Source organism: Nannocystis pusilla (assembly GCF_026626665.1).
GTDB classification, from domain to species: domain Bacteria; phylum Myxococcota_A; class Polyangia; order Nannocystales; family Nannocystaceae; genus Nannocystis; species Nannocystis pusilla.
In genome coordinates this window covers 11,348,356-11,368,095 of record NZ_JAPNKE010000002.1, presented here as the reverse complement: position 1 = coordinate 11,368,095, position 19,740 = coordinate 11,348,356, and the positions used below count along the sequence as shown (strand labels likewise).

Below are 19,740 nucleotides of genomic sequence, written 5' to 3'. Positions count from 1 at the left end.
AAATCGCCACCTGCGAGGCGCACGGCCGCCCTCGTCGCGAACGATCATTGCCCATTGGACATGTTCATAAGAACATGTCTTATCGGTCCGGCCGATACGACCCGAGCACCGTCACCACCTCCGGCAGCGGCGCCGCTGCGAAGCGTCGTAGTTCCTCCTGGAGTTGCCGCCCCTCGGGCAGGCTCGGCAGCGGGTTGTCGACGCCGTCGTCGAGCTCGAGCAGCGCCACGTAGGTCGCGCCGTCGGGCAGGCGCCCGTACCAGTAGCGGACCCCGGCGGGCTGCTGGCGGTGGACCGCCGCGAACAGGCGCTCGACCGCCGCGTCGAGCTGCGGCGCGGCCTCGGCCTGGACCGTGTAGCGAATCATGAGCGTCCTCACTTGCATCCTCCTCGTGTTCGGGCCGAAATCGCCCCGCCCGCGGCGCTCCGCGGTCACGTCGGCGCGACTTCGGCGGTCTTCTCTTTGAACAGACCCACCGCGACCGAGGGACGTGACCGATGGAACAGCGCGACAGGCTGGCGACCCGATTCGAGGCCCACCGCGACCACCTGCGAGGCGTCGCCTACCGCATGCTCGGCTCGCTGAGCGAGGCCGACGACGCCGTGCAGGAGGCCTGGTTACGGCTGAGCCGGGCGGACGTCGGCGCCGTCGACAACCTGCGCGCCTGGCTCACCACCGTGGTCGCGCGGATCTGCCTCAACCTGCTGCGCTCGCGCGGCACCCGGCGCGAGGAGCCGCTGGGTCCGCACGTACCCGACCCGATCGTGCGGCGCGAGGACGGCGTCGATCCCGAGCGCGAGGCGCTGCTGGCCGAGTCCGTCGGGCTCGCGCTGCTGGTCGTGCTCGACGAGCTCGCGCCCGCCGAGCGGCTCGCGTTCGTGCTGCACGACAGCTTCGGCGTCTCGTATGGCGACATCGCCGCGATGGTCGGGCGCACCCCCGAGGCGGCGCGTCAGCTCGCCAGCCGCGCGCGCCGGCGCGTGCGCGACGCGGCGCCCGTGCCCGACCCCGACCTGGCCCGGCAGCGCGAGGTCGTGTCCGCCTTCTTCGCGGCCACGCGCGCCGGCGACCTCGGCGCCCTCGTCGCCCTGCTCGCCCCCGACGTGGTTCTGCGCGCCGACGGCGGCACCGCTCGCGCCGACGTCTCGGTGGTCGCCCGCGGTCCGCGAGCCGTCGCCGAGCACTCGCTCGGCTTCGCCGCGCTGGCCCCGTTCGCCCGCCCTGCTCTGGTCAACGGCGTCGCCGGGGCCGTCGTCGCCCCCGAGGGCCGCCCGTTCTCGGTGATGAGCTTCACCGTCACCGGCGGCAAGATCGCCGCCATCGACGCGCTCGTCGACCCCGAGCGGCTGGCGCGGCTCGACCTCGGCGGCCTCGACGAATGACATGTCCTTTAAAACATGTCCCCGGGCCCGCCGCGCGACGAGGGGCCACATGTCCACAAGGACAGCTCGCTACCGCCGTCGCACGTCCTCCTGAACCGCCTCCGCGCGGCGCTCACGTCGTCACGGTGGGCCTCCGCGCGCGCAGCTCGGCCGCAGCCTCACGCCTCCTGCGGCTGCACATGTCCGCGAGACATCCTTCGAGGCGCGCGTCCCGAATCACCGCGCGGTTCATGAGAACATGTCCTTCAGGACATCTCGCGCGCGCGCACGCGGCGCTCACGCCCATTCGGTCAGGCCCTCGATCGCGTACAGGCGCCGCCAGCTCGGCCGCGCCTTCACGCACCCGGCCAGCGCCGCCAGGTGCGGCCATTCGGTGGCCGGCCGCGGCATCTTCCGCGACCAGCGCATCAGCATCGTCGCGTACAGATCGGCGGCGCTGACCTCCGCCCCGAGCAGGTACGGCCCGGCCGCGCCGAGGTGCGCGTCGAGGCGGTCCCACGCCGCCTCGATCCGCCGGCGCGCCGCGGCCAGCACCGCCTCGCCCTCGGGGCCCTCGGCCTCCGGATAGAACCACCAGCGAAACGCCGGCTGCAGCGAGTTCGCCAGGTACAGCATCCATTGCAAAAAATCGCCCCGCGCCGGCGAACCCGACGGCGGGGCGAGGTTCGCCTCGGGGTGGCGCTCGGCCAGCAGCAACGCCAGCGCCGCCGTCTCCCAGCGCGGCGCGCCGTCGACGATCAGCGTCGGCACCACCCCGCCCGGGTTGAGGCGCAAATACTCCGGGTCGCGCTGGGCCCCGGCGTCGAGGTCGACGCGACGCAGCTCGTGCGGCGCGCCGATCTCGAGCAAGAGCAGGTGGACCAGCATGCTGGCCGAGCCGGGCGAGTAATAGAGCGTGTACATGCGGTGACGCGACGATACCCGCGCGCCCCCGCGGCGCTCAAGCGACCCGCGGCGTCACGGCAGGCCGCACACGCCCACGTTCTGGTAGCCCGGCGGCGCCTGCATCGGCGCGAACCACGGCAGGCACTCCTGATCGACCCCCTGGCAGGAGTCGGGGTCGTCCAGGTCGCAGAACGGGATGCAGCAGCCGGCCGCCATCGGGTCGCACTCGCTGGCCGCCGACGGGTCGGCGCAGATCAGCCCCTTGTCGCAGGCGTTGGCGAACTCGCAGGGGTCGAACTCCTGGCCCTCGGCGCCGCTGGCGTCGAGGACGCAGACGAAGCTGTCGGTGTCGGGCAGCGGGATGCAGAGGTCGGCGCCCGCGCAGTCCTGGAGGAGCGGGTCGCAGCCCGGCAGGCAGACGTTCAGGCCGCCGTCATTGAGCACGGCGCACTGGCTGCCGGCGGCGCAGGTCGGAGCCTCCGGCGAGCCCTGGCAGAAGGAGACGCAGGTGCCCTCGAGGGTCTCCGGGTCGGCGTCCCAGCACATCGCCCCGATCTCGCAGTCGTCCTCGCCGCTCAAGAAATCACCGGTGATGTGACAGGGATCGCCGACCTCTTCGGGCGTCGGGTCGAGGTCGACGCAATGCCACGCGTTATACGACGGGCCGGGTCCGCCGTCGTAGTACGGCGCGCACTTCTGGCCGTTCGGGCAGTCCTGCGCCCACGCGTCGCACGCGGGCTCGCCGGTGTCGCCTTCGGTGGTGGTGCCGGTCTCGCCCGTCTCGCCCGTCTCCCCGGTCTGCCCGGTCCCCGACTGCGATTCGCCGGAGCCCCCGCTCGAGCTCTGCCCCTCGGTGGCGTTCGAGCTCTGCCCCTCCGTGCCGCCCGAGCCCTGACTGCCGCCCGAGCTCTGTCCTTCCGTGCCCACGTCGGAGCTCGGCCCCTCCGATTCGCCGCTGCCCGAGCTCTCGGTGTCGCCGAATTCGCCGAGCAAGATCTTCGGGTCGCAGGCGACGAGCGAGAGCCCGCCGAGCAGCAGCCCCGCCGCGCGTGTGATGAATGGAGATGAAACGATTCGCATGCTCATGGTCCTCACGCGAAGATTGGCCGCCGGTCGCTCATCGCATTAATAAAATTATCGGGCGTCGCGACCGGCGACTTCACCGCGCCTCTGAAGTGTCTTTCGAGACATGTCCATCGAGACACGCCGAGGCCACCCGCGCGGCGTAGGTCGAGCGCGGGTGAGCGCCCAGGAACACCGCCGCCTCGTCGGCCCCGCGCGCCACCTCGCCGGCCGCGCACAGCGCCAGCACGCGCAGCGCCTGGCGCTCCTCCGTCATGCTGCCGGCCGCGAAGTCCTGCGCGTGGCGCTCGAGCACCCTCAGCGCCGCCGCCGGCTGACCGCTGCGCAGCGCCGCCTGGGCCTCCTGCAGCAGCGCCATCTCGGCCAGCACGCGATCGCCGTCGGCGACCGCGTCGCTGTCCGTCGCGAGCCCCGGCTCGTCGGCGACGACCTTGCTCGTCCGCTGCGCGCCGCGAGCAGCGCCCGCCGGCCGCTGGCGCCCCGTCGGCACCGCAGCGGGCCCCGACTCCGGCCGCACGGTCTCGCGCCAGCGGACCCCGCCGGCCGCCTCCTCGCGCGTGCGCGCCTCCTGCGGCACAGGTTCCGCGGCGTCGTACGCGGCCTGATCTCGCATGTCTTTTAGAACATGTCCCGAAGCGAACATCCCGGCCAGGTCGAGCTGCCAGGCCGCGAGCAGCAGCAGGCACGCCGCCAGCGCCAGCCACGGCGCCAGGCTCGGCGTCGGCCTGCGGTCGCGCTGCTTCTCGGCGCGTTCGGCCGCCGCGAGCGTCGCCCACAGCTGCGCCTCCGCGGCGGCCGACGGGCGCGCGCAGGACTTGTACGCGGCGATCAGCGCGCGGGCGGACGTCGATTCATCGGTCATGCGGCCTCCGGACGGGGCGAGCGCGCAGGCGCTGGCTGAATTGCTCGAGCTTGAGCCGCGCGGCCCGCAGCCGCGAGAACACCGTGCCCAGCGGGATCTCGAGCGCCTCGGCGATCTCCGACGCCGTCATCCCCTCGACGTCGGCGAGCAGGAACACCAGGCGCTTGTCCTCGTCGAGCCCGTCGAGGAACTCCTGCATGAACGCGGCCGCCTGGCGCAGCTCGAACGACGCCTCGGGCTCGCGCGGCGCCGGCGGCGGCTCCACCGCGGACAGCCGCCGCTCGCGTCGCGTGTGGGCCCGGCGGCGCATCAGCACCACGTTGCGGGTGATCCCGAACAGCCACGCCGGCAGCGAGCGGGACGGCTGGAACGTGTGAAGCTTCCGGTGCACCACCAGGAACACCTCCTGGGCGACGTCGTCGGCCTCGTCGGCCGGCACCCCGAACGCCCGGGCGATCCGCCACACCGTCCCGAGGTGGCGGGCGAACACCTCGCGCAGGCTCGGCGCGCCGCAGTCGACGTCGGCCGCGAACTCGGCGGACGTCAGGGGCGTGTCGAGCGTCTTGCTCACCAGGCCGATCTTTTCCGCCGACGCCCGATCGCATTAACCCCGGCGCACGATTTTTTCGCGCGCGCGCGATCGCTCACGGGAACCGCGCCTCGACCTGCAGGAACCCGCGGAAGGCCGCCGGACCGACGCGGGCCACCTCGCGGTCGCCCTCGAACACGAACTGCGGGCGGCGCAGCGCGAACGCGGCCTCGGCCAGCAGCCCCACCGCGAAGAAGCCCCGCCACGCCCGCGGCGCCCACATCAGTCCGGCTCCCACGGTCGCCGCCCCCCACAGCGCAGCGGCCGCGTAGTTCGGCTCGCCGCCGACGCCCACGGCCTGCAGGGCGCCCAGCTCGAGGCCGGCCTGCAGCGGCAGCTCCAGCGGCCCCGCGCGCAGCACCGGGCCGCCGCGCAGCTGCCCGGCGTGGACCGCGAATTCGGCCCCGTACGGCGGTTCGCCGGGTCGCTGCACCTCGGTCGTGAACCACCGCGCATAGCCCAGGGTCAGCCGCGCCCGCGGCCACGCCAGCCCGGCCCCCACTGCCAGCCCTGCCTGGACCGGCAGCATACCCACCTGCACCCCCGGCCCCACGTACACCAGCCCGCGGACCGCTCGCCGCCGCCGCGCCTGCGAGGCGGGTGCCAGCGGCGCGTCGGCGGGCAGCGCCTCGTCCTCCGCGAGGGCGGGCGCCGGTCCACCGTCGCTGGCCGCCTCGGCCTTCGGCTCCGCCTCGGCCTTCGGCTCCGGCCCGGGCTTCGGCGTGGGCGGCGACGGGTCGGGCGGCGTGGGCACGACGTCCTCCGGCTCGCGGCGCGCCGGATCGACCGCGATCGCGATCACGAACGCCGCCGCGCGCACGGCCGCGTCGCAGTGGCGACCGCGAGCGTGCGCTCCTGCGTGCGCCCGTCGGTGGCGATGGCGACGGCCACGTGCCAGCCCGCGCCGTCCGGGCGCGCCTGCACGCGGATGCTCCCCGTCGCCGCCGCCGCGGCCGCGGGGTCGAGGTGGCGGGAGATCTCGGCCCGCAGCACCTCGGCGTCGGGGCACCCCGCGGGCGCGTCCCACTCGATCGTCGGCAGCGCCGCGGCCCGCGTGCTCGCCGGGGCGCTCACGCCCAGGCCCAGGCCCAGGAGCCCCGGCGCGCAGCGAGAGGCGATGCTCGGCCCATGCGGTCGCCGCAGGATACGTGAGACGCGGCGTGATGCAAACGCGGAGGTTCCCGACCGAGCGCTCCCGGACGCGCACCTCGTGGCCGGCCCGAACGTCGATCTCCACATGCCTCATGAGACATGTATCAATAGACATACCACGCCACCCCTTCGTCCTCGCTCGCGGTGCCGTCATTCGCCCCCCCGGCACCTCGCTGGCGACCGAACCGCCGATCTCTTACCCTCGTCGCATGCCCCGCGCTCTTCGGTACGCGCTGCTCCTCGCGCTGGTCACGGCCGGCGCGTGTACCCACGCCAAGCCCGTCGCGCTCGCCGAGGACCGCGCCGACGAGCCCGCGGACGCGAGTGCAAGCTCCGGAGTCCCCCCACAATCCGGCGACGTGCCGCCGATCGTCGATCAATACTTCCCGCCAGGCCAGGAGCCCGGCCCGCCGCGCTGGCGCGTCTCCGAGGTCGACCCGCGGCTGGTCGTCCGCGAGGGCAGCGACGAGCTCGGCTTCCTCGAACAGCCGTGCGCCCACGACGAGTCGTGCGGCTGCCTCGTCGCCGCCGAGCACCGCTATCGCCGCAGCGAGGACGGCTGGTCGATCACCGTCGTGCTCCCCGAAGTCGAGTTTCGTCAGGTCTTCAAGCGCGGCACCTGCATCCAGGGCTGCGGCCACCAGGTGCCGCCCGATCCGACCTCGGTCCGCTCGCTCGGCGCGATCGACCCCGCGGCCGTCGAGATCGTCGTGCAGCGCCCGCGCAGGGTCGTCACGAAGCAGACTTGCAGCGAGCCGTTGTACCCGCCGTGACCGCGCGCCGCGACATCGCGGGATGATTCCCCGCCCTCTCGCCATTCGCGCGGCTTGCGGATGGAGCCGTGACGCTGAACCTCGGAACGCCACGCAGGCGAACGACGCCCCGTCGAACCTGCGCCTTGCCCGGACCTCAATCGTCGATCGCCTGATACGCCAGCGTCCAGAAGTCGCGACACACCGGCGGAGGTTGCGGCGAGCTCCACATGCGCTGCGTGAACAGCAACGTGATCATGTCCTCCCGCGGATCGTTGCGCCACACCGAGCCGAGCCCGCCGTCCCAGCCGTACTGGCCGATCGGCGCGTACGCGTGGTCGCGGCGGGTCACGACCGAGACCCCGAAGCCGAACCCCGACGCTGCGAAGTCCTCCGGCGTGAAGCCGGACCGGGCCTTCTGCGCCGGCGTCAGGTGGTCGGTCGTCATCAGCTCGACCGACGGGCGCGACAGGATCCGCCGACCCTCGAGCGTCCCGCCGGCCAGGAGCATGCGCGCGAACGCCAGATAATCGTCGGCGGTCGACACCAGCCCCGCCGCGCCCGACGCGAACGCCGGCGGCCGGCTCCACTGCCCGCCGCGGCTCTCGTCGTAGATCGCCAGCGAGCCGTCCGGCTGCGGCCGATAACTCGTGGCGAGGCGATCGATCTGCGCCTCCGGCACGAAGAACCCGGTGTCCTTCATCCCCAGCGGCTCGAAGATCCGCGCGCGCAGGAACGCCGGGAACGCCTGGCCCGCGGCGCGCTCGATCAGGATCGACAGCAGCTCGGAGCCCATGTTGTAGAGCCACCGATCGCCCGGCTGGTACATCAGCGGCAGCGTCGACAGCTTCGCCAGCCACTCGTCGCCGGGCGGCACCGTGGCTGGCGCCGGCGGGCCCGAATCGAGCCCCAGCGCCGCCGCGGCGCGCTGGATCGGGTACGTCCCCGGCATCGCCATCACCATCCCGTAGCCGAGCCGGAAGGTCAGCAGGTCGCGCACCGTGATCGCCCGCTCCGCCGGCACCGTGTCCTCGATGGGCGCGTCGATCGCCCGCAGCACCCGCCGAGCGGCCAGCTCGGGCAGCCACGCGTCGACCGCGTCGTCGAGGCGCAGCTTGCACTCCTCCACCAGGATCATCGTCGCCACCGCCGTGATCGGCTTGGTCATCGAGCTGATCCGGAACACGCTGTCGCCCCGCACCGGCGCACCCCCGAACGCGAGCGCCCCCATCGCCTCGACGTGCGTCTCGCCGCCGCGGCTCACCACCGCGACCAGCCCCGGCACCTCGCCGCGCTCGACATACTTTTCCAACCCCTCCCGCATGCGCCCGAGCCGGGCTTTTGAAAATGATCTCCTTGCAGCTGCAGCAGCTCGTTCCATCGTCGTCTCGCCTCTCGTGGACCCTTCGAAGGCGTGGACCTGGGCGCCGCGCGAGACTCATCGGTGCTCGTCGCCATCCGTACATGACCTGGCGCACACGCCTCCCGGGCGAGCTCAGCCGTGGTGAGCGTGCGACGCGCGACATGTCCTGGGGGACATCATCGTGTGGACATGTCCCGCGGCCGCAGCGAGCGTCGCCGCAGCACATGCACTACAGGACATGTCCATGAGCACATGTCCTGATGCATAGGTCACTCACCGATTCGGTGCGCCGTCTTGACGGGTCCTGGCCGCGTGTCGCGTCTGCGCCAGCGCGTGGGCCATCCCGCTCTGCAGCGTCCCGAGCGTGACGAGCCCCGCCAGCGGTGCATCGTCGCGGACCAGCAGCTGCGCCGTCTCGGGCCGCACCCCGGTCAAGATCGCCTGGGCCCCGACCAGGCGCAACGCGCTCGCGGCCCGCACCAGGATCGCCGCAGCCGTCGCGTCGAGCTGGCGCACCCCCGTGATGTCGAGGATCACCACCTGCGCCCGCGTGCGGACCGAGCCCTCGAGCGCGGCCGCCAGCACCTGGCTCGCGCGGGCCTCGTCCATCACCCCGATGAGCGGCATCACCACGATCGTCTCGGTGATCGGCAGCAGCGGCGCCGCCATGTCGGCCAGGCGCTCCTCTTGCACGCGGACGATCTCCGCCTGCGCCGCCGCTCGTTCGCTCTCGGCGCGCTCGCGTTCGCCGATCTCGCGCTGCGTCTGCGCGTGGGCCTCGCGCAGCGCCTCGCTCTGGCGGGCCTGCTCGGCGTTGACCACCTGCAATTGCTCGATCGCCGCCTGCAGGTCGCGCGTGCGCGCCTCGACCTCCAGCTCGAGCCCCTCGTTCGCGCGCCGCAGCTGCTCGTGGGCCTGCTGCACGCTCGCGTACAGCCGCGCGTTCTCGATCGCCGCCGCCGCCTGGGCCGACAGCAATTGCAGCAGCTCCACCCGCTCGGCCACGAAGGCGTCGCGGGCCGCGTTGTTCTCCGCGTAGAGCACCCCCGACAATCGGCCCTGGTGGAGCAGCGGCAGGCACAGCACCGATTTCGGCTGATGGCCCGCCACATACGAATCACGGGCGAATCGCGGCTCCGCGCCGGCGTCGGCCAGCACCAGGCCCTCGCGGCTGCGACCGACGAATCGCACCACCGAGGTCGCCAGCGGCGCCTCGTCGGTCATCGGCCGCTCGCGCGCGACGACGACCTCGTCGGGGGCCGTCCGCATCTCCGCGGCGATCGCCCACGACTCGTCCTGCGGCACCAACAAGAACCCGCGCTGCGCCCCTGCGCGCAGCATCACGATCCGCATCAATCGATCGAGCAGGCGCTCGAGCACCAGCTCGCCGGCGACCGCCTGGGCCGCGCGCAGCAGCCCCTCGACGTCGAGCGAGCTCCCGTTCAGCACCCGCGTCGTCGTCGTCGTCCGGCCCGACGCGTGAGCCGCTCGGCTCGTCGCCGGCGCCAGCAGCTCGGCGTACGCCGCCGCCAGTTGATTCGCCTTCGCGGTCGCGCCCCAGCGCACGAACCCCGCGTGGGCGTCCTGCAGATGCGCCGCCGCCAGCGAGCGCCGGCCGCGGCCCAGGTACCAGCGCCCCGCGCACTCGCTCGCCAGCGCCGCGTGCAACGCGAAGCCGCGCGCCTGCGCCTCCGCGATCGCCTGCTCGTAGCCGCCGGCCGCCTCCGCCTCGCGCCCGACCAGCCGCGCCGCCTCCGCGTCGAGCAACAGCTGGATCGCCCTGAACTGCGCCGGATTGCTCGCCGACCACGCCTGCAGCGCCGCCCGCGACTCCGCCAGCTCCTGCACCAGCCCCGGCCGCTCCGCCGCGGCGGCCTCGCCCCACCGCGCCGCCGCGGTAAGGCCGGCGTACAGGCTCTGCTCCGTCGCGTAGTTGTGACCCATGCCCGCGCCCGTGGCCTGCAGCGCGCGGGCCCGGGCCGCGAACCCCTGCGCCTGCGCGAGCTCGCCGTAGAGATAGGCCAGCCGCAGCTTGCCGATCGCGTACAGCCACGGCACCAGCCCGCCCGGCGGCAGGTGGGCCACGAACGCCGCCTCGTCGAAGCCCTCGCCGGACAGCGCGGTCGTCGGCGTCTCTCCGCCGAGGTTGACGGCCACGCGGCGCATGAACTCGACCACCGCGGTCGAGGCCGCGTCACGAGTCTTGCGCAAGAGCCCGGCCAGGTCGTCGAAGCGGGCCGCCGCGCCGTGGAGATCGGCGTCGGCGACCAGCGCCTGCGCGGCCGATTGCAGGCAGTAGAACGACACGTAGGCGAAGTTGCCGACCTCCAGCGCCACGCGCCGGGCCGAATCGCGGTACCCCTCGCCTGCGGTGTACGGCTGGCGATAGAAGACGAGCGACGTCCCGAACAGGAAGTGGACCATGCAGCGGGTGTGGACATCGCCGTTGCGCTCGTTCAGCGCCACCCCGAGCTCGGCGAATTCGTAGCCCTTGCCGAGCTCGCCGGCCACCCCCGCCAGCATCAGGCCGTACACCGAATAGGCGTAGTCGGAGCCCGCGACCTCGCAGTGCTGCAGCGACAGGTTGACCATGTGCAGCACGACCCACGGGAACAGCGCCGGCTTGCCGACGAACACCGGCCCGGACATCGACGCCAGCAATTGCATCACCATCGCCACGTCGGGATCGCGCACCGGCGGGGCGTCGAGCAGCGCCGCGATCGGTCGCTCGCCGAGGTTGGCCTGCGCCGCCGCGAACGCGGCCCCGATCGCCGCCTGCAGCGCCGGCCCGTCGTCCGGCAGCGCCACCCCGTACATCGCCAGCGCCGCGCCGGCCGCTGCCACCACGCCCTCGAAGTCGCCCATCGCCGCGTACAGCAGGACCCGCCAATGTACACCTGCGCCCGCTCGCCGCGCGACCGCGCGTGCGCCAGCGCCTCGGCGAACAGCGCGTCGGCCTCGACGAACGCCCCGCACAGGTGCGTCGATTCGGCCAGCTCGACCCGCAGCGCGAACGTCAGCGCGTAATCATGGGACCACGCGTCCGCCGGCAGGCACTCGCTCCCCGCCTGGAAGTACTGCCGCGCCGCGTGGTACGCCGCCGCCGCGCGGGCGCGCCGGCCCGCCCGCAGGTTGAGCCGCGCCAGCGCCTCGCGCTCCTCGCCGGCGATCTGCGCCAGCGCGACGTCGAGGTGGCCGACCACCTCGAACAGCGCCTCGTCGGGCACCTCCGCCGCGTGGCGATCGCGGAGGAGCCGACCGATCCGCAGATGCGCGGCCGTCCGCGCCTCCGCCGTCAGCAACGAATCGGCGGCCTGCTGCACGCGGTCGTGGAGGAACCGCAGCTGCTCCTCGCCCTCCGCTCCGCCGGCCAGCGGTACCACCAATCCCTCGCGCACCAGCTCGCCGAGCGCCGCGCCGGCCTCGGGGTCGTCGGCGATCGCGGCCAGAGTGCGCCACGAGAAGCGATAGCCGACGCAGGCCGCCAGTTGCAGCAGTCGCTGGGCGGCCGGGCCGAGCCGGCGGATCTTCCCGGTCACGAGCTCGACCACGTTGTCGGTGACGTCGCAGCCCGCGACCGCGGCGTCGTCCACACCCAGCTGCAGCCGGCCGCGTCCCACCGCAGCAGGCGCTCCTCGGCCAGCATCAGCAAGAACTGACCGATGAAGAACGGGTTGCAGTGGGTCTTGTCGGCGACGATCCGCGCCAGCGCGGCCACCTGCGGCCGCGGCATCACCAGCGTCTCGGCCAGCAGCTCCTCGACGTCGCCCGGCCCCAGCGGCCCGAGGTAAAACTCGCGCAGCTCGGCCCCCGCCGCCCGCAGCTCGGCCAGCGCGACCGGCAGCGGATGTCCGGCGCCGACCTCGTTCTCGCGGTAAGCGCCGAGCACCAGCAGGTACCCACATTCGGCGTCGAACAGCATCTCCTGCAAGAGCCGCAGCGACGCCGGGTCGATCCACTGCAGGTCGTCGAAGAACAGCACCAGCGGGTGGTCGGCGGCCGCGAAGGTGCGCAGCAGCGCCGTGAAGATCAGGTTGAAGCGGTTCTGCGCCTCCGCCGGCCCGAGCCGCGGCACCTCCGGCTGCGGCCCGACGATCAGCTCGAGCTCGGGGACGAGGTCGGTGAGCAGCTTGCCGCTGCTGCCGAGCGCGGCCGACAGCGCCCGCCGCCACGCGTCGAGGGCCTCGGGGCGGGCCGTCAGCAGGGTCCGGCACAGCTCGCGGAAGACCTGAGCGATCGGCGCGTAGGGGATCCCTCGGTCGTATTGATCGCACTTGGCCTCGACGAAGAAGCCGCCGCCGCGAGCCACCGGCGCCGCCAATGTGTGCACCAGCGCCGACTTGCCGCCGCCCGCAGCGCCGCGCACGAGCAGCAGCATCGCCCCGCCGTCGGCGACCGTCACGAATGCCTCGAGCAGCGCGTCGATCTCGCGCTGGCGCCCGTACAGGCGCGGCGGGATGCGCGGCGCCTGGGGCCGGTCGGCGCCGCCGAGCGCGAACGGCTCGATCGCGCCGCGAGCCGCCAGCTCCGCGGCGCAGCGCTCCAGGTCGGCCTTGAGCCCGGCCGCGCTCTGGTAGCGGTCCTCCGCGGCCTTCGCCAGCAGCTTCATCACGATGTCCGACAGCGCCTGCGGCACCGCGGTCAGACGCACCGCCGGCGCCACCGGCACCCGCGCCAGCTGGCTGTGGACCAGCTCCATCGCGTCGCCGACCGCGAACGGCAGCGCCCCCGTGAGCAGCTCGTAGAGCGTCACGCCCAGCGAATAGAGGTCCGAGCGGGCGTCGATCGGCCGGTTCATCCGCCCCGTCTGCTCGGGCGACATGTACGCCAGAGTGCCGGCGGTGCGCTCCACCGTCGCCGCCCGCTGCGGCTCCTCGCCGGCGGTCACCGCGAGGCTGAAGTCGATCAGCGTCACCCGCCGGGTCGCCGGGTCGTAGACGATGTTGTGCGGCTTGATGTCGCGGTGCAGCAGCGGGTAGCGGTGCAGCAGGTCGAGCGTGCCCGCGACCTCGACGGCGATCGCCAGCACCGTCGCCAGGTCGAGCGCCCCGGCCTCGAACAGCACGTCGAGCGAGCGGCCGCCGCAGTCCGCCAGCACGAGCGCGAGCTCGTCGCCGATCGCCTCGAGCGCGTGGGCCTTGATCACGCCCGGGAGGTCGATCGAGCGCAGCACCGCGAACTCGTGGCGCAGCGCGCCCTGGACCGCCGGCGCCAGCGCCCCGCCCTTGCCGATCTTGAGGACCACGCGGGCCCCGTCGCGCGCGCGGATCGCCCGATGAATGACGGTCCCGAGCCCCTCGTGCAGCTTCTCCGTCAGCGTGTACGCGGCCTGTGCTGCCATCATTGTGCTCCGTACCGTCTGCGGACAATCACCGGTCCCGGGCAGGTGCCACGATCGCGGCGATCGGCGTGTTCCTACGATCAGGGTACGCCTCACCGCGCGAGCAGGTAAAGCCTCCGCGTCGGCGCACCCGCGGCCGACCCCATGTAGGCACGTGGAACCATGGGCTTCCGCGCGCAAAACCGCGCGGCCGGTGAACGCGCGTGAAATCGCGCTCCACGCTGCCCATAATCCAATCAACACAGCGACGATCGGACCCGCAGCGGGACGAGCTCCCGCGAATCGTCGCACTGCCGGGATTCGTCGATCGAGCCGCGGCGACCTCGACCGTGCTCGTTCGGCCCGCACGTCCCCGCCACCGGTCGCGTCCGCCGTGCCGCCGTGACCGGCCCGCCCCAATCGTCGGTCCGCATGCGTGGATCGACGCACGCTCTCGCGCGCCGATATTCAGCCTGGCTTGATCCGCGCCAGACCACGGTCGCGCGCTACAAACTCGCCATGCCTCAGTTCATCCTTGAAGATTTCAACCTCGAAAACGCCGAGCGGCGCCTCTGCATCGAGGCCCTGGAGCGGGCCGGCAACATCGTCGGCGCCGCCAAACTCCTCGGTATCACCCGTCACGCGATGAAGCGCCGCATCATCAAGCTGCGGCTCGACTGGACGCGAGGCGCCGCTCCGCCGCGAACTCCGTCGTCGGGGTCGACCGGACCCTCGTGAGCCCGGCGCGGTCGAATGCGCGCACGCATGCTCGCGCGCGTCGTTCGTCCGCGCCGCGGCCCTGGCGCCTCGGAGCGCGGGGTCGCGCCTCACTCGCAGCGCACGCGCACGTCGACCACCTCACCCGACCGGCGCCGACCCTGCGAGCGATCGACGAACCTTGCCCGCCCGAGCCCGCAGTTCCCGCGCCTGGAAGCCGTTGTGATGACATGACCCGGAGGACAGGCCGTTGTCCGAGCCGGCGCCGATCGCCCCTGAAGCGGCATGTCCGACCGGGCATGCCCGAGAGAACATGCTCGATCGGCCATTCCCTTTCATACATGCTCCATCGGTCATGCGAGCCGCCCCCGCGGCGCGAGCCGACGTCCGCGCCCGCTCCGGGCGCGCCCCTGCTCTCGGGTTGACAGAACGACCGATCGCCCGCACAGCATGGGCCCATGCCCGAAGCTCGACCGCCGCTGCCTCCGTTCACCGAAGAGACGGCCCGCCAGAAGGTCCGCGCCGCCGAGGACGCGTGGAACACCCGCGACCCCGACCGCGTGGTCCTGGCCTACTCCGAGGACACCCGCTGGCGCAACCGCGCCGAGTTCCCGGTCGGCCGCGAGGAGGTGCGGCGGTTCCTCCAGCGCAAGTGGGCCCGGGAGCTCGACTACCGCCTGATCAAGGAGCTCTGGACCTTCGGCGGCGCCCGCATCGCCGTGCGCTTCGCCTACGAATGGCGCGACGACTCCGAGCAATGGTTCCGCAGCTACGGCAACGAGAACTGGGAGTTCGACGGCCACGGCCTGATGGTGCGCCGCCACGCCAGCATCAACGACCTGCCGATCGCCCGCGCCGACCGCAAGTACCACTGGCCGCCGGGGCGGCGGCCCGACGACCACCCGGGCCTGAGCGAGCTGGGGCTGTGACGCCGCACGCACCTGTCTCTCCGGCCATCTCGTGATTCGCCCCGCGCACGGCCGGCCCGGCGGTGCGACGCGCGCCTGACGGGGCGGCCGTCGCGCCCGGGCGGAGGCGGCCCCGCTTGAGCCGGTCTTGATCCGGCGCGGGCGACGAGGCCGTGAGGCGGTCCTCACGCGCACGGGCGCGACGCAGCGCGGACGACGGCACTCCGAGATCCGGGCGGCGTCCGCCACGAGATTTACCGTTATTTTAGGGTGCGGCTCCCGTCGAGCGCTCGGTATTGTTGGAGTGGTCTCGTGTCCTCGCTCCGCTCGACAGAACCGTCCAGTTCCGTGTTCACGGAGCTCGAGCGCGTCTCGCCGTTCCTGTTCTCCCTGCTGGAGAACAGCCCGGATTACGTGACGATGATCTCGCCCGAGGGGATCATTCGCTTCACCAACCGGACGCACCCGCGGTTCGCGATGATCGGCCTGATCGGGGACAGCGTGTTCTCCTACCTCGCGCCGGAGTCGCACGAGGTGGCGCGCGCCTGCTTCCGCCGGGTCGTCGAGACCGGCGAGCCCGGCTTCTTCGAGGCGCTGGTGCGCGTCGGGTCCGATGTCCGGCGCTACCATACCCGCGTCGGCCCGGTACAGAGCGGCGGGCGAGTCGTCGCCCTCACGCTCATCTCCAGCGACGTCACCGAGAGGGTCGAGATGGCGCAGCGACTGCGCGAGCAGCGAGACACCCTGGAGTTCGCGGCCGCGGCCACCGGCCTCGGCCTGTGGCACCTCGACGTGCGCACCCGCGAGCTCGTGTGGGACGACGAGATGATCCGGATCCACGGCCGCGGCGTCGCGCCGCGCGACTACACCGCGGTGCTCGACTGGGTCCACCCCGAGGACCGCGCGCGCGTCGACGCCAACGTCCGCGACAGCCTCACGACCGGCACCTTCCAGGACCTCGAGTACCGCGTGGTGCGACCCGACGGCGGCGTCGTGTGGGTGTTCGCCCGCGGCAAGGCGCTGCGCGGCGAGGACGGCCAGGTCACCCGGCTGCTCGGCGGCGTGCTCGACATCAGCGAGCGCAGGCGCAGCGAGGAGGCCCTGCGCGCCAGCGAAGAGCGCTACCGGACCTCGATCGCCGCGCTCGAGGAGGGCATCGTCCTGCAGAGCCGCGACGGCACCATCCACACCTGCAACGCCAGCGCCGAGCGCCTCCTCGGCCTGACGCGCGACCAGATGCTGGGCCGGACCTCGCTCGACCCGCGCTGGCGTGCGGTCCACGAGGACGGCGCGCCGTTCCCCGGCCACACCCACCCCTCGTACACCACCCTCATGTCCGGCGAGCCGCGCTCGGGGGTGATCATGGGCGTGCACAAGCCCGAGGGGCAGCTCACCTGGATCTCCATCAACTCGCGGCCGCTCTACCTCGCCGGCTCGCAGCAGCCCAGCGCCGTCGTCACCTCGTTCTTCGACATCACCGCGCGCAAGCACGCCGAGGCGGAGAACGAGCGGCTGCTGCGGGTCGAACGCGCGGCGCGCCGGCGCGCCGTCCTCCTGGCCGAGACGAGCAAGCTCCTCGCCGCCTCGCTCGACGTCTTCGCCTCGCTCGAGGAGGTCGTCCGCCGCCTCGTGCCGGAGGCCGCCGACCTGGCCGTCGTCAAGCTGCTCGACGAGCACGGCGCGTTCGGCCCCGAGCATGCCGTCGCCATCGCCACCGGCGACGCCGACCTCGAGGCGAGTTACCTCGAGCTGGCGCGCCGGCGGGGCGATGACCGCGGCGAGCTGCTCGCGCTCGTGCGCCACGGCGAGGTCCGGTTCACGGTCGTGCAGATCGACGGCGAGACGCCGGTGCTGCCGGGCGTGCCGAAGGGCGAGCACCTGGCCGAGCGGCTGCGCCACCGCTCGTCGGTGCTGGTGCCGCTGACTGCCCGCGCGGAGCAGCTCGGCGTCCTCGTCCTCGGCGGGCGCACGCGGGCCTTCGACGCCGACGACCTCGCCCTGGCCGAGGAGCTGGCGCTGCGGATCGCCCAGTCCCTCGACGTCGCGCGGCTCTACCGCGACATGCAGACCGCGCTGCACAAGCGCGACGAGTTCATCGCGGTCGCCTCGCACGAGCTGCGCACGCCGCTGACGCCGCTGATGCTGCAGCTCGGGCGGCTCGAGCAGCTGTGCCGCGGCCGCAGCGAGCTGGCGACCGCCGTCGCGGCGCCCAAGCTCCACACGATCGTGCGCCAGACCGAGCGGCTGCACCGGCTCATCGAGGAGCTGCTCGACGTCTCGCAGATCACCGGCGGGCGCTTCCACCTCGAGCCGGAGGCCCTCGACCTGGCGGCGCTGGTGCGCGAGACGATCGACGGCTTCGCCGAGCGGCTCGAGCGGGCCGGCTGCCCGGTCCGGCTCGACATGCCAGCGCGGCTCGAGGGGCGCTGGGATCGCACCCGCCTCGAGCAGATCGTCAGCAACCTGCTGGCCAACGCCATGAAGTACGGCGCCGGCAAGCCGATCGACATCAGCCTCGCGGCCCAGCCCGACTGCGTCCTCCTCTCGGTGCGCGACCGCGGGATCGGCATCTCGCTCAAGGACCAGGCCCGCGTGTTCCAGCGGTTCGAACGCGCCGTGTCCGGGCGCCACTACGGCGGCTTCGGCCTCGGCCTGTGGGTCACTCGCCACGTCGCCGAGGCCATGGGCGGCTCCGTCACCGTCGAGAGCGCCCCCGACGTCGGCTCGACCTTCCGCGTCCGCCTGCCGCGCCAGGCGCCCACCGCCGCCGCGCAGCTCGCCCCTCCGCCGCCCTGACACTTCTAATCATAATATGTCTCTCGGGACATATGTTAACATTATATGTCCCTCGGGACATATGAACCGACCTCATACTCCCCCGCATCAATCGACCGGCTGCTTGCGCGACCACAGCACCAGCCCGCCCGAGACCGCGAGCGCCGCGAGGGCCACCACGCGACCCGCCCCGGGCAGCGGGAACAGCAGCCGGATCGCCCCGTAGAGCGCCAGGTACAGCGCCAGCCCGTCGCGGACCACGTGGCCGAGCGCGCGCGCGAGGGCTCGCCGGGGCGCCCCCGGCTCGTCGCCCGCGGCCGCGGCGGTGCGGCCCCAGAAGCCCAGCGGGCGCGCGCGGCGGTAGAACTCGAGCCGCGCGTCCGGGTCGCTCGGCCCGGTGAGCAGCGCCACGATCGTCGTGATCGCCGTCGACGCCACCGCCATCACCGCCAGTCGCCAGTGCGCGTCGTCGGACCAGGCGAGCAGCGCCGGCGCCAGCACCAGGCTCAGGGCGATCGCCGCGAACTCGCACCACAGATTGATGCGCTCCCACAGCCAGCGCAGGATCAGCACCGCGCCGATCCCGGCCCCGAACAGCAGGCTGACGTGCCACGCCGCCTGGATCGATCCGATCCGCGCCGCCAGGATCAGCGCCACCGCCAGCAGGGCCACGTTGGCCAGGCGCGCCACCCACACCAGTCGCGGCCCGATGGCTTGCGCCCGCACAGCGCCTCGCACCACAGCCGGCCGTAAATGTCGTGACTCCAGTAGCTCGCGCCCCAATTGAGGTGAGTGTCGATCGTCGACGCCAGCGCCGCCAACATCGCCACCAGCATCAGGCCGCGCGCGCCCGGGGACAGCAGCAGGTCGATGCCTTGCACGAACGTCTGCTCGCGCGCGGCGACGTCGACCGCGCCGGGCCCCGGGGCAGCAGCACCAGGAGCCCGAGCGCGGTGATCACCCACGGCACGCTGCGGACCGCGATCTGCAGCCACGCGAACACCAGCCCCGCGCGCCGGGCCTCGGCCTCGTCGGTGCAGGCCATGCAGCGCTGGGCCAGGTAGCCGGTGCCGTCGGCGCTGGCCTGGAACAGCCACGGCAGCACCAGCACCACCAGCAGCGCCGGGCCGGCCTCGTCACCTGGCCAAAGGGACAGCCATTGATGCGCCTGCGCCTCGCCGTGGCCGGCCACCAGCGCCGCGGTGATCTGCTCCGGCCCGCCCACCGCCGCCAGCACCGCCCCGGCGTACAGCGCCGTGCCCACCAGCATGATGGCGAGCTGCAACACGTCGGTCGCGACCACCGCGCGCAGGCCCCCCGTGAGCGAGTAGAGCGCGGTGAAGCCGAGCAACATCACGAGGCTGAGCAGCGCGTCGGCGCCGGCGACGTCGGGCGCGGCCCCGCCGATGGCGACGAACTCTCCGCCGAACGCGCGCACGCTCGACAGCACCGGCGAGAACCACGCCTCGGGCAGCCACGCGTGCCACGGCATGAACACCTCGGTGAAGCGCACCGCGCCGACCACCACCATCGCCAGGGCCGCCCCGTTCAGCACCCCGCCGTAGTAGAGCGCCTTGCAGGCGCGCAGCGCCAGCGCCCCGCGGCCGCCGTAGCGCAGCTCGACCAGCTCCGCGTCGGTCAGCACCCGCGCGCGCCGCCACGGCCCCGCGAACACGTACGCCAGCAGCAGGAACGACAGCCCGTAGATCCACAGCAGCCACAGCCGCGACAGCCCCCCGGCCGCCACCAGCCCGGTGACCAGCAGCGGCGTGTCGGCGGCGAATTGCGTCGCCGCCATGCTGGCGCCCGCTTGCCAGCCGCGCAGGGTGCGACCGGCGAGGAAGAACTCGCCCAGGTCGCGCGAGGCCAGCCGCCGCGCCCGCAGGCCCGCGCTCACCGAGTAGGCGACGAAGGCGAGGACGAGGACGAGATCGAGCACGCGCGCGAGGTT

19 protein-coding genes are annotated in these 19,740 nt (G+C 73.1%); 5 read left to right on the top strand and 14 right to left on the bottom strand.

The annotated features are described in order from the left end of the window. Positions 1-79 precede the first annotated feature (79 nt). Positions 80-367, bottom strand: a complete 288-nt coding sequence (locus OV079_RS50295; RefSeq protein WP_267777655.1) for a hypothetical protein — start codon at positions 365-367, stop codon at positions 80-82. A 131-nt stretch (positions 368-498) separates the two neighbouring features. Here OV079_RS50295 and sigJ point away from each other — a divergent pair, with 131 nt between their 5' ends. Further along, positions 499-1,383: an RNA polymerase sigma factor SigJ gene (sigJ, locus tag OV079_RS50290; RefSeq protein WP_267777654.1), complete on the top strand. Its 885-nt coding sequence runs from the start codon at positions 499-501 to the stop codon at positions 1,381-1,383. 276 nt (positions 1,384-1,659) lie between these two features. Here sigJ and OV079_RS50285 read toward each other — a convergent pair whose 3' ends face one another. From OV079_RS50285 to OV079_RS50260, 6 genes are all read right to left on the bottom strand, one after another. Continuing rightward, a complete protein-coding gene (locus OV079_RS50285) occupies positions 1,660-2,286 on the bottom strand; it encodes a glutathione S-transferase family protein (RefSeq protein ID WP_267777653.1) in 627 nt (208 codons plus the stop codon). A 54-nt stretch (positions 2,287-2,340) separates the two neighbouring features. Beyond that, positions 2,341-3,348, bottom strand: coding sequence for a hypothetical protein (locus OV079_RS50280; RefSeq protein ID WP_267777652.1), 1,008 nt, complete (start codon positions 3,346-3,348; stop codon positions 2,341-2,343). Between the two features lie 79 nt (positions 3,349-3,427). Continuing rightward, positions 3,428-4,213 (bottom strand): hypothetical protein, encoded by a 786-nt coding sequence (locus OV079_RS50275; protein ID WP_267777651.1) that lies wholly within the window; start codon positions 4,211-4,213, stop codon positions 3,428-3,430. Continuing rightward, positions 4,203-4,784, bottom strand: coding sequence for an RNA polymerase sigma factor (locus OV079_RS50270; RefSeq protein ID WP_267777650.1), 582 nt, complete (start codon positions 4,782-4,784; stop codon positions 4,203-4,205). The genes OV079_RS50275 and OV079_RS50270 overlap by 11 nt, the downstream gene beginning before the upstream one ends. A 73-nt stretch (positions 4,785-4,857) precedes the next feature. Further along, positions 4,858-5,622 carry a hypothetical protein gene (locus tag OV079_RS50265; protein WP_267777649.1) on the bottom strand — a complete coding sequence of 255 codons (765 nt, stop codon included), beginning with the start codon at positions 5,620-5,622 and terminating at the stop codon, positions 4,858-4,860. Continuing rightward, on the bottom strand, positions 5,601-5,876 hold the full coding sequence (locus OV079_RS50260; RefSeq protein ID WP_267777648.1) for a hypothetical protein: 276 nt from the start codon (positions 5,874-5,876) through the stop codon (positions 5,601-5,603). The genes OV079_RS50265 and OV079_RS50260 overlap by 22 nt, the downstream gene beginning before the upstream one ends. A gap of 287 nt (positions 5,877-6,163) precedes the next feature. On the opposite strand from OV079_RS50260, the gene OV079_RS50255 reads away from it, so the two are divergent. Further along, on the top strand, positions 6,164-6,727 hold the full coding sequence (locus tag OV079_RS50255) for a hypothetical protein (protein WP_267777647.1): 564 nt from the start codon (positions 6,164-6,166) through the stop codon (positions 6,725-6,727). Positions 6,728-6,863: 136 nt separating this feature from the next. On the opposite strand, the gene OV079_RS50250 is transcribed toward OV079_RS50255, so the two are convergent. The 4 genes from OV079_RS50250 to OV079_RS50235 form a co-directional block, all read right to left on the bottom strand. Then, on the bottom strand, positions 6,864-8,087 hold the full coding sequence (locus OV079_RS50250; protein WP_420829471.1) for a serine hydrolase domain-containing protein: 1,224 nt from the start codon (positions 8,085-8,087) through the stop codon (positions 6,864-6,866). Positions 8,088-8,342: 255 nt separating this feature from the next. Next, positions 8,343-10,013 (bottom strand): GAF domain-containing protein, encoded by a 1,671-nt coding sequence (locus tag OV079_RS56910; RefSeq protein ID WP_267778832.1) that lies wholly within the window; start codon positions 10,011-10,013, stop codon positions 8,343-8,345. Between the two features lie 722 nt (positions 10,014-10,735). Continuing rightward, positions 10,736-11,662: a hypothetical protein gene (locus OV079_RS56905; protein ID WP_267777645.1), complete on the bottom strand. Its 927-nt coding sequence runs from the start codon at positions 11,660-11,662 to the stop codon at positions 10,736-10,738. Then, entirely contained in the window at positions 11,605-13,413 is a 1,809-nt protein-coding gene (locus OV079_RS50235; RefSeq protein ID WP_267777644.1) for a serine/threonine protein kinase, read from the bottom strand. The genes OV079_RS56905 and OV079_RS50235 overlap by 58 nt, the downstream gene beginning before the upstream one ends. 378 nt (positions 13,414-13,791) lie before the next feature. Between OV079_RS50235 and OV079_RS50230 the strand changes: the two genes are divergently transcribed. The 3 genes from OV079_RS50230 (at position 13,792) to OV079_RS50220 (ending at position 17,810) form a co-directional block, all read left to right on the top strand. Then, on the top strand, positions 13,792-14,127 hold the full coding sequence (locus tag OV079_RS50230; RefSeq protein ID WP_267777643.1) for a helix-turn-helix domain-containing protein: 336 nt from the start codon (positions 13,792-13,794) through the stop codon (positions 14,125-14,127). Between the two features lie 437 nt (positions 14,128-14,564). Then, complete coding sequence (locus OV079_RS50225) at positions 14,565-15,035, top strand: nuclear transport factor 2 family protein (RefSeq protein WP_267777642.1); 471 nt, start codon at positions 14,565-14,567, stop codon at positions 15,033-15,035. 327 nt (positions 15,036-15,362) lie between these two features. Beyond that, entirely contained in the window at positions 15,363-17,810 is a 2,448-nt protein-coding gene (locus tag OV079_RS50220; protein ID WP_267777641.1) for a PAS domain S-box protein, read from the top strand. A gap of 87 nt (positions 17,811-17,897) precedes the next feature. Here the strand turns inward: OV079_RS50220 and OV079_RS50215 are convergent, their stop codons facing one another. The 3 genes from OV079_RS50215 to OV079_RS50205 are packed head-to-tail and all read right to left on the bottom strand — an operon-like array spanning position 17,898 to position 19,728. Further along, entirely contained in the window at positions 17,898-18,479 is a 582-nt protein-coding gene (locus OV079_RS50215; protein WP_267777640.1) for an SLC5/6 family protein, read from the bottom strand. Continuing rightward, entirely contained in the window at positions 18,437-18,670 is a 234-nt protein-coding gene (locus OV079_RS50210) for a sodium:solute symporter family transporter (protein ID WP_267777639.1), read from the bottom strand. The genes OV079_RS50215 and OV079_RS50210 overlap by 43 nt, the downstream gene beginning before the upstream one ends. Then, positions 18,625-19,728 carry a sodium:solute symporter family transporter gene (locus OV079_RS50205; RefSeq protein WP_267777638.1) on the bottom strand — a complete coding sequence of 368 codons (1,104 nt, stop codon included), beginning with the start codon at positions 19,726-19,728 and terminating at the stop codon, positions 18,625-18,627. Before OV079_RS50205 ends, OV079_RS50210 begins: the two co-directional genes overlap by 46 nt. Between the last annotated feature and the right edge of the window lie 12 nt (positions 19,729-19,740).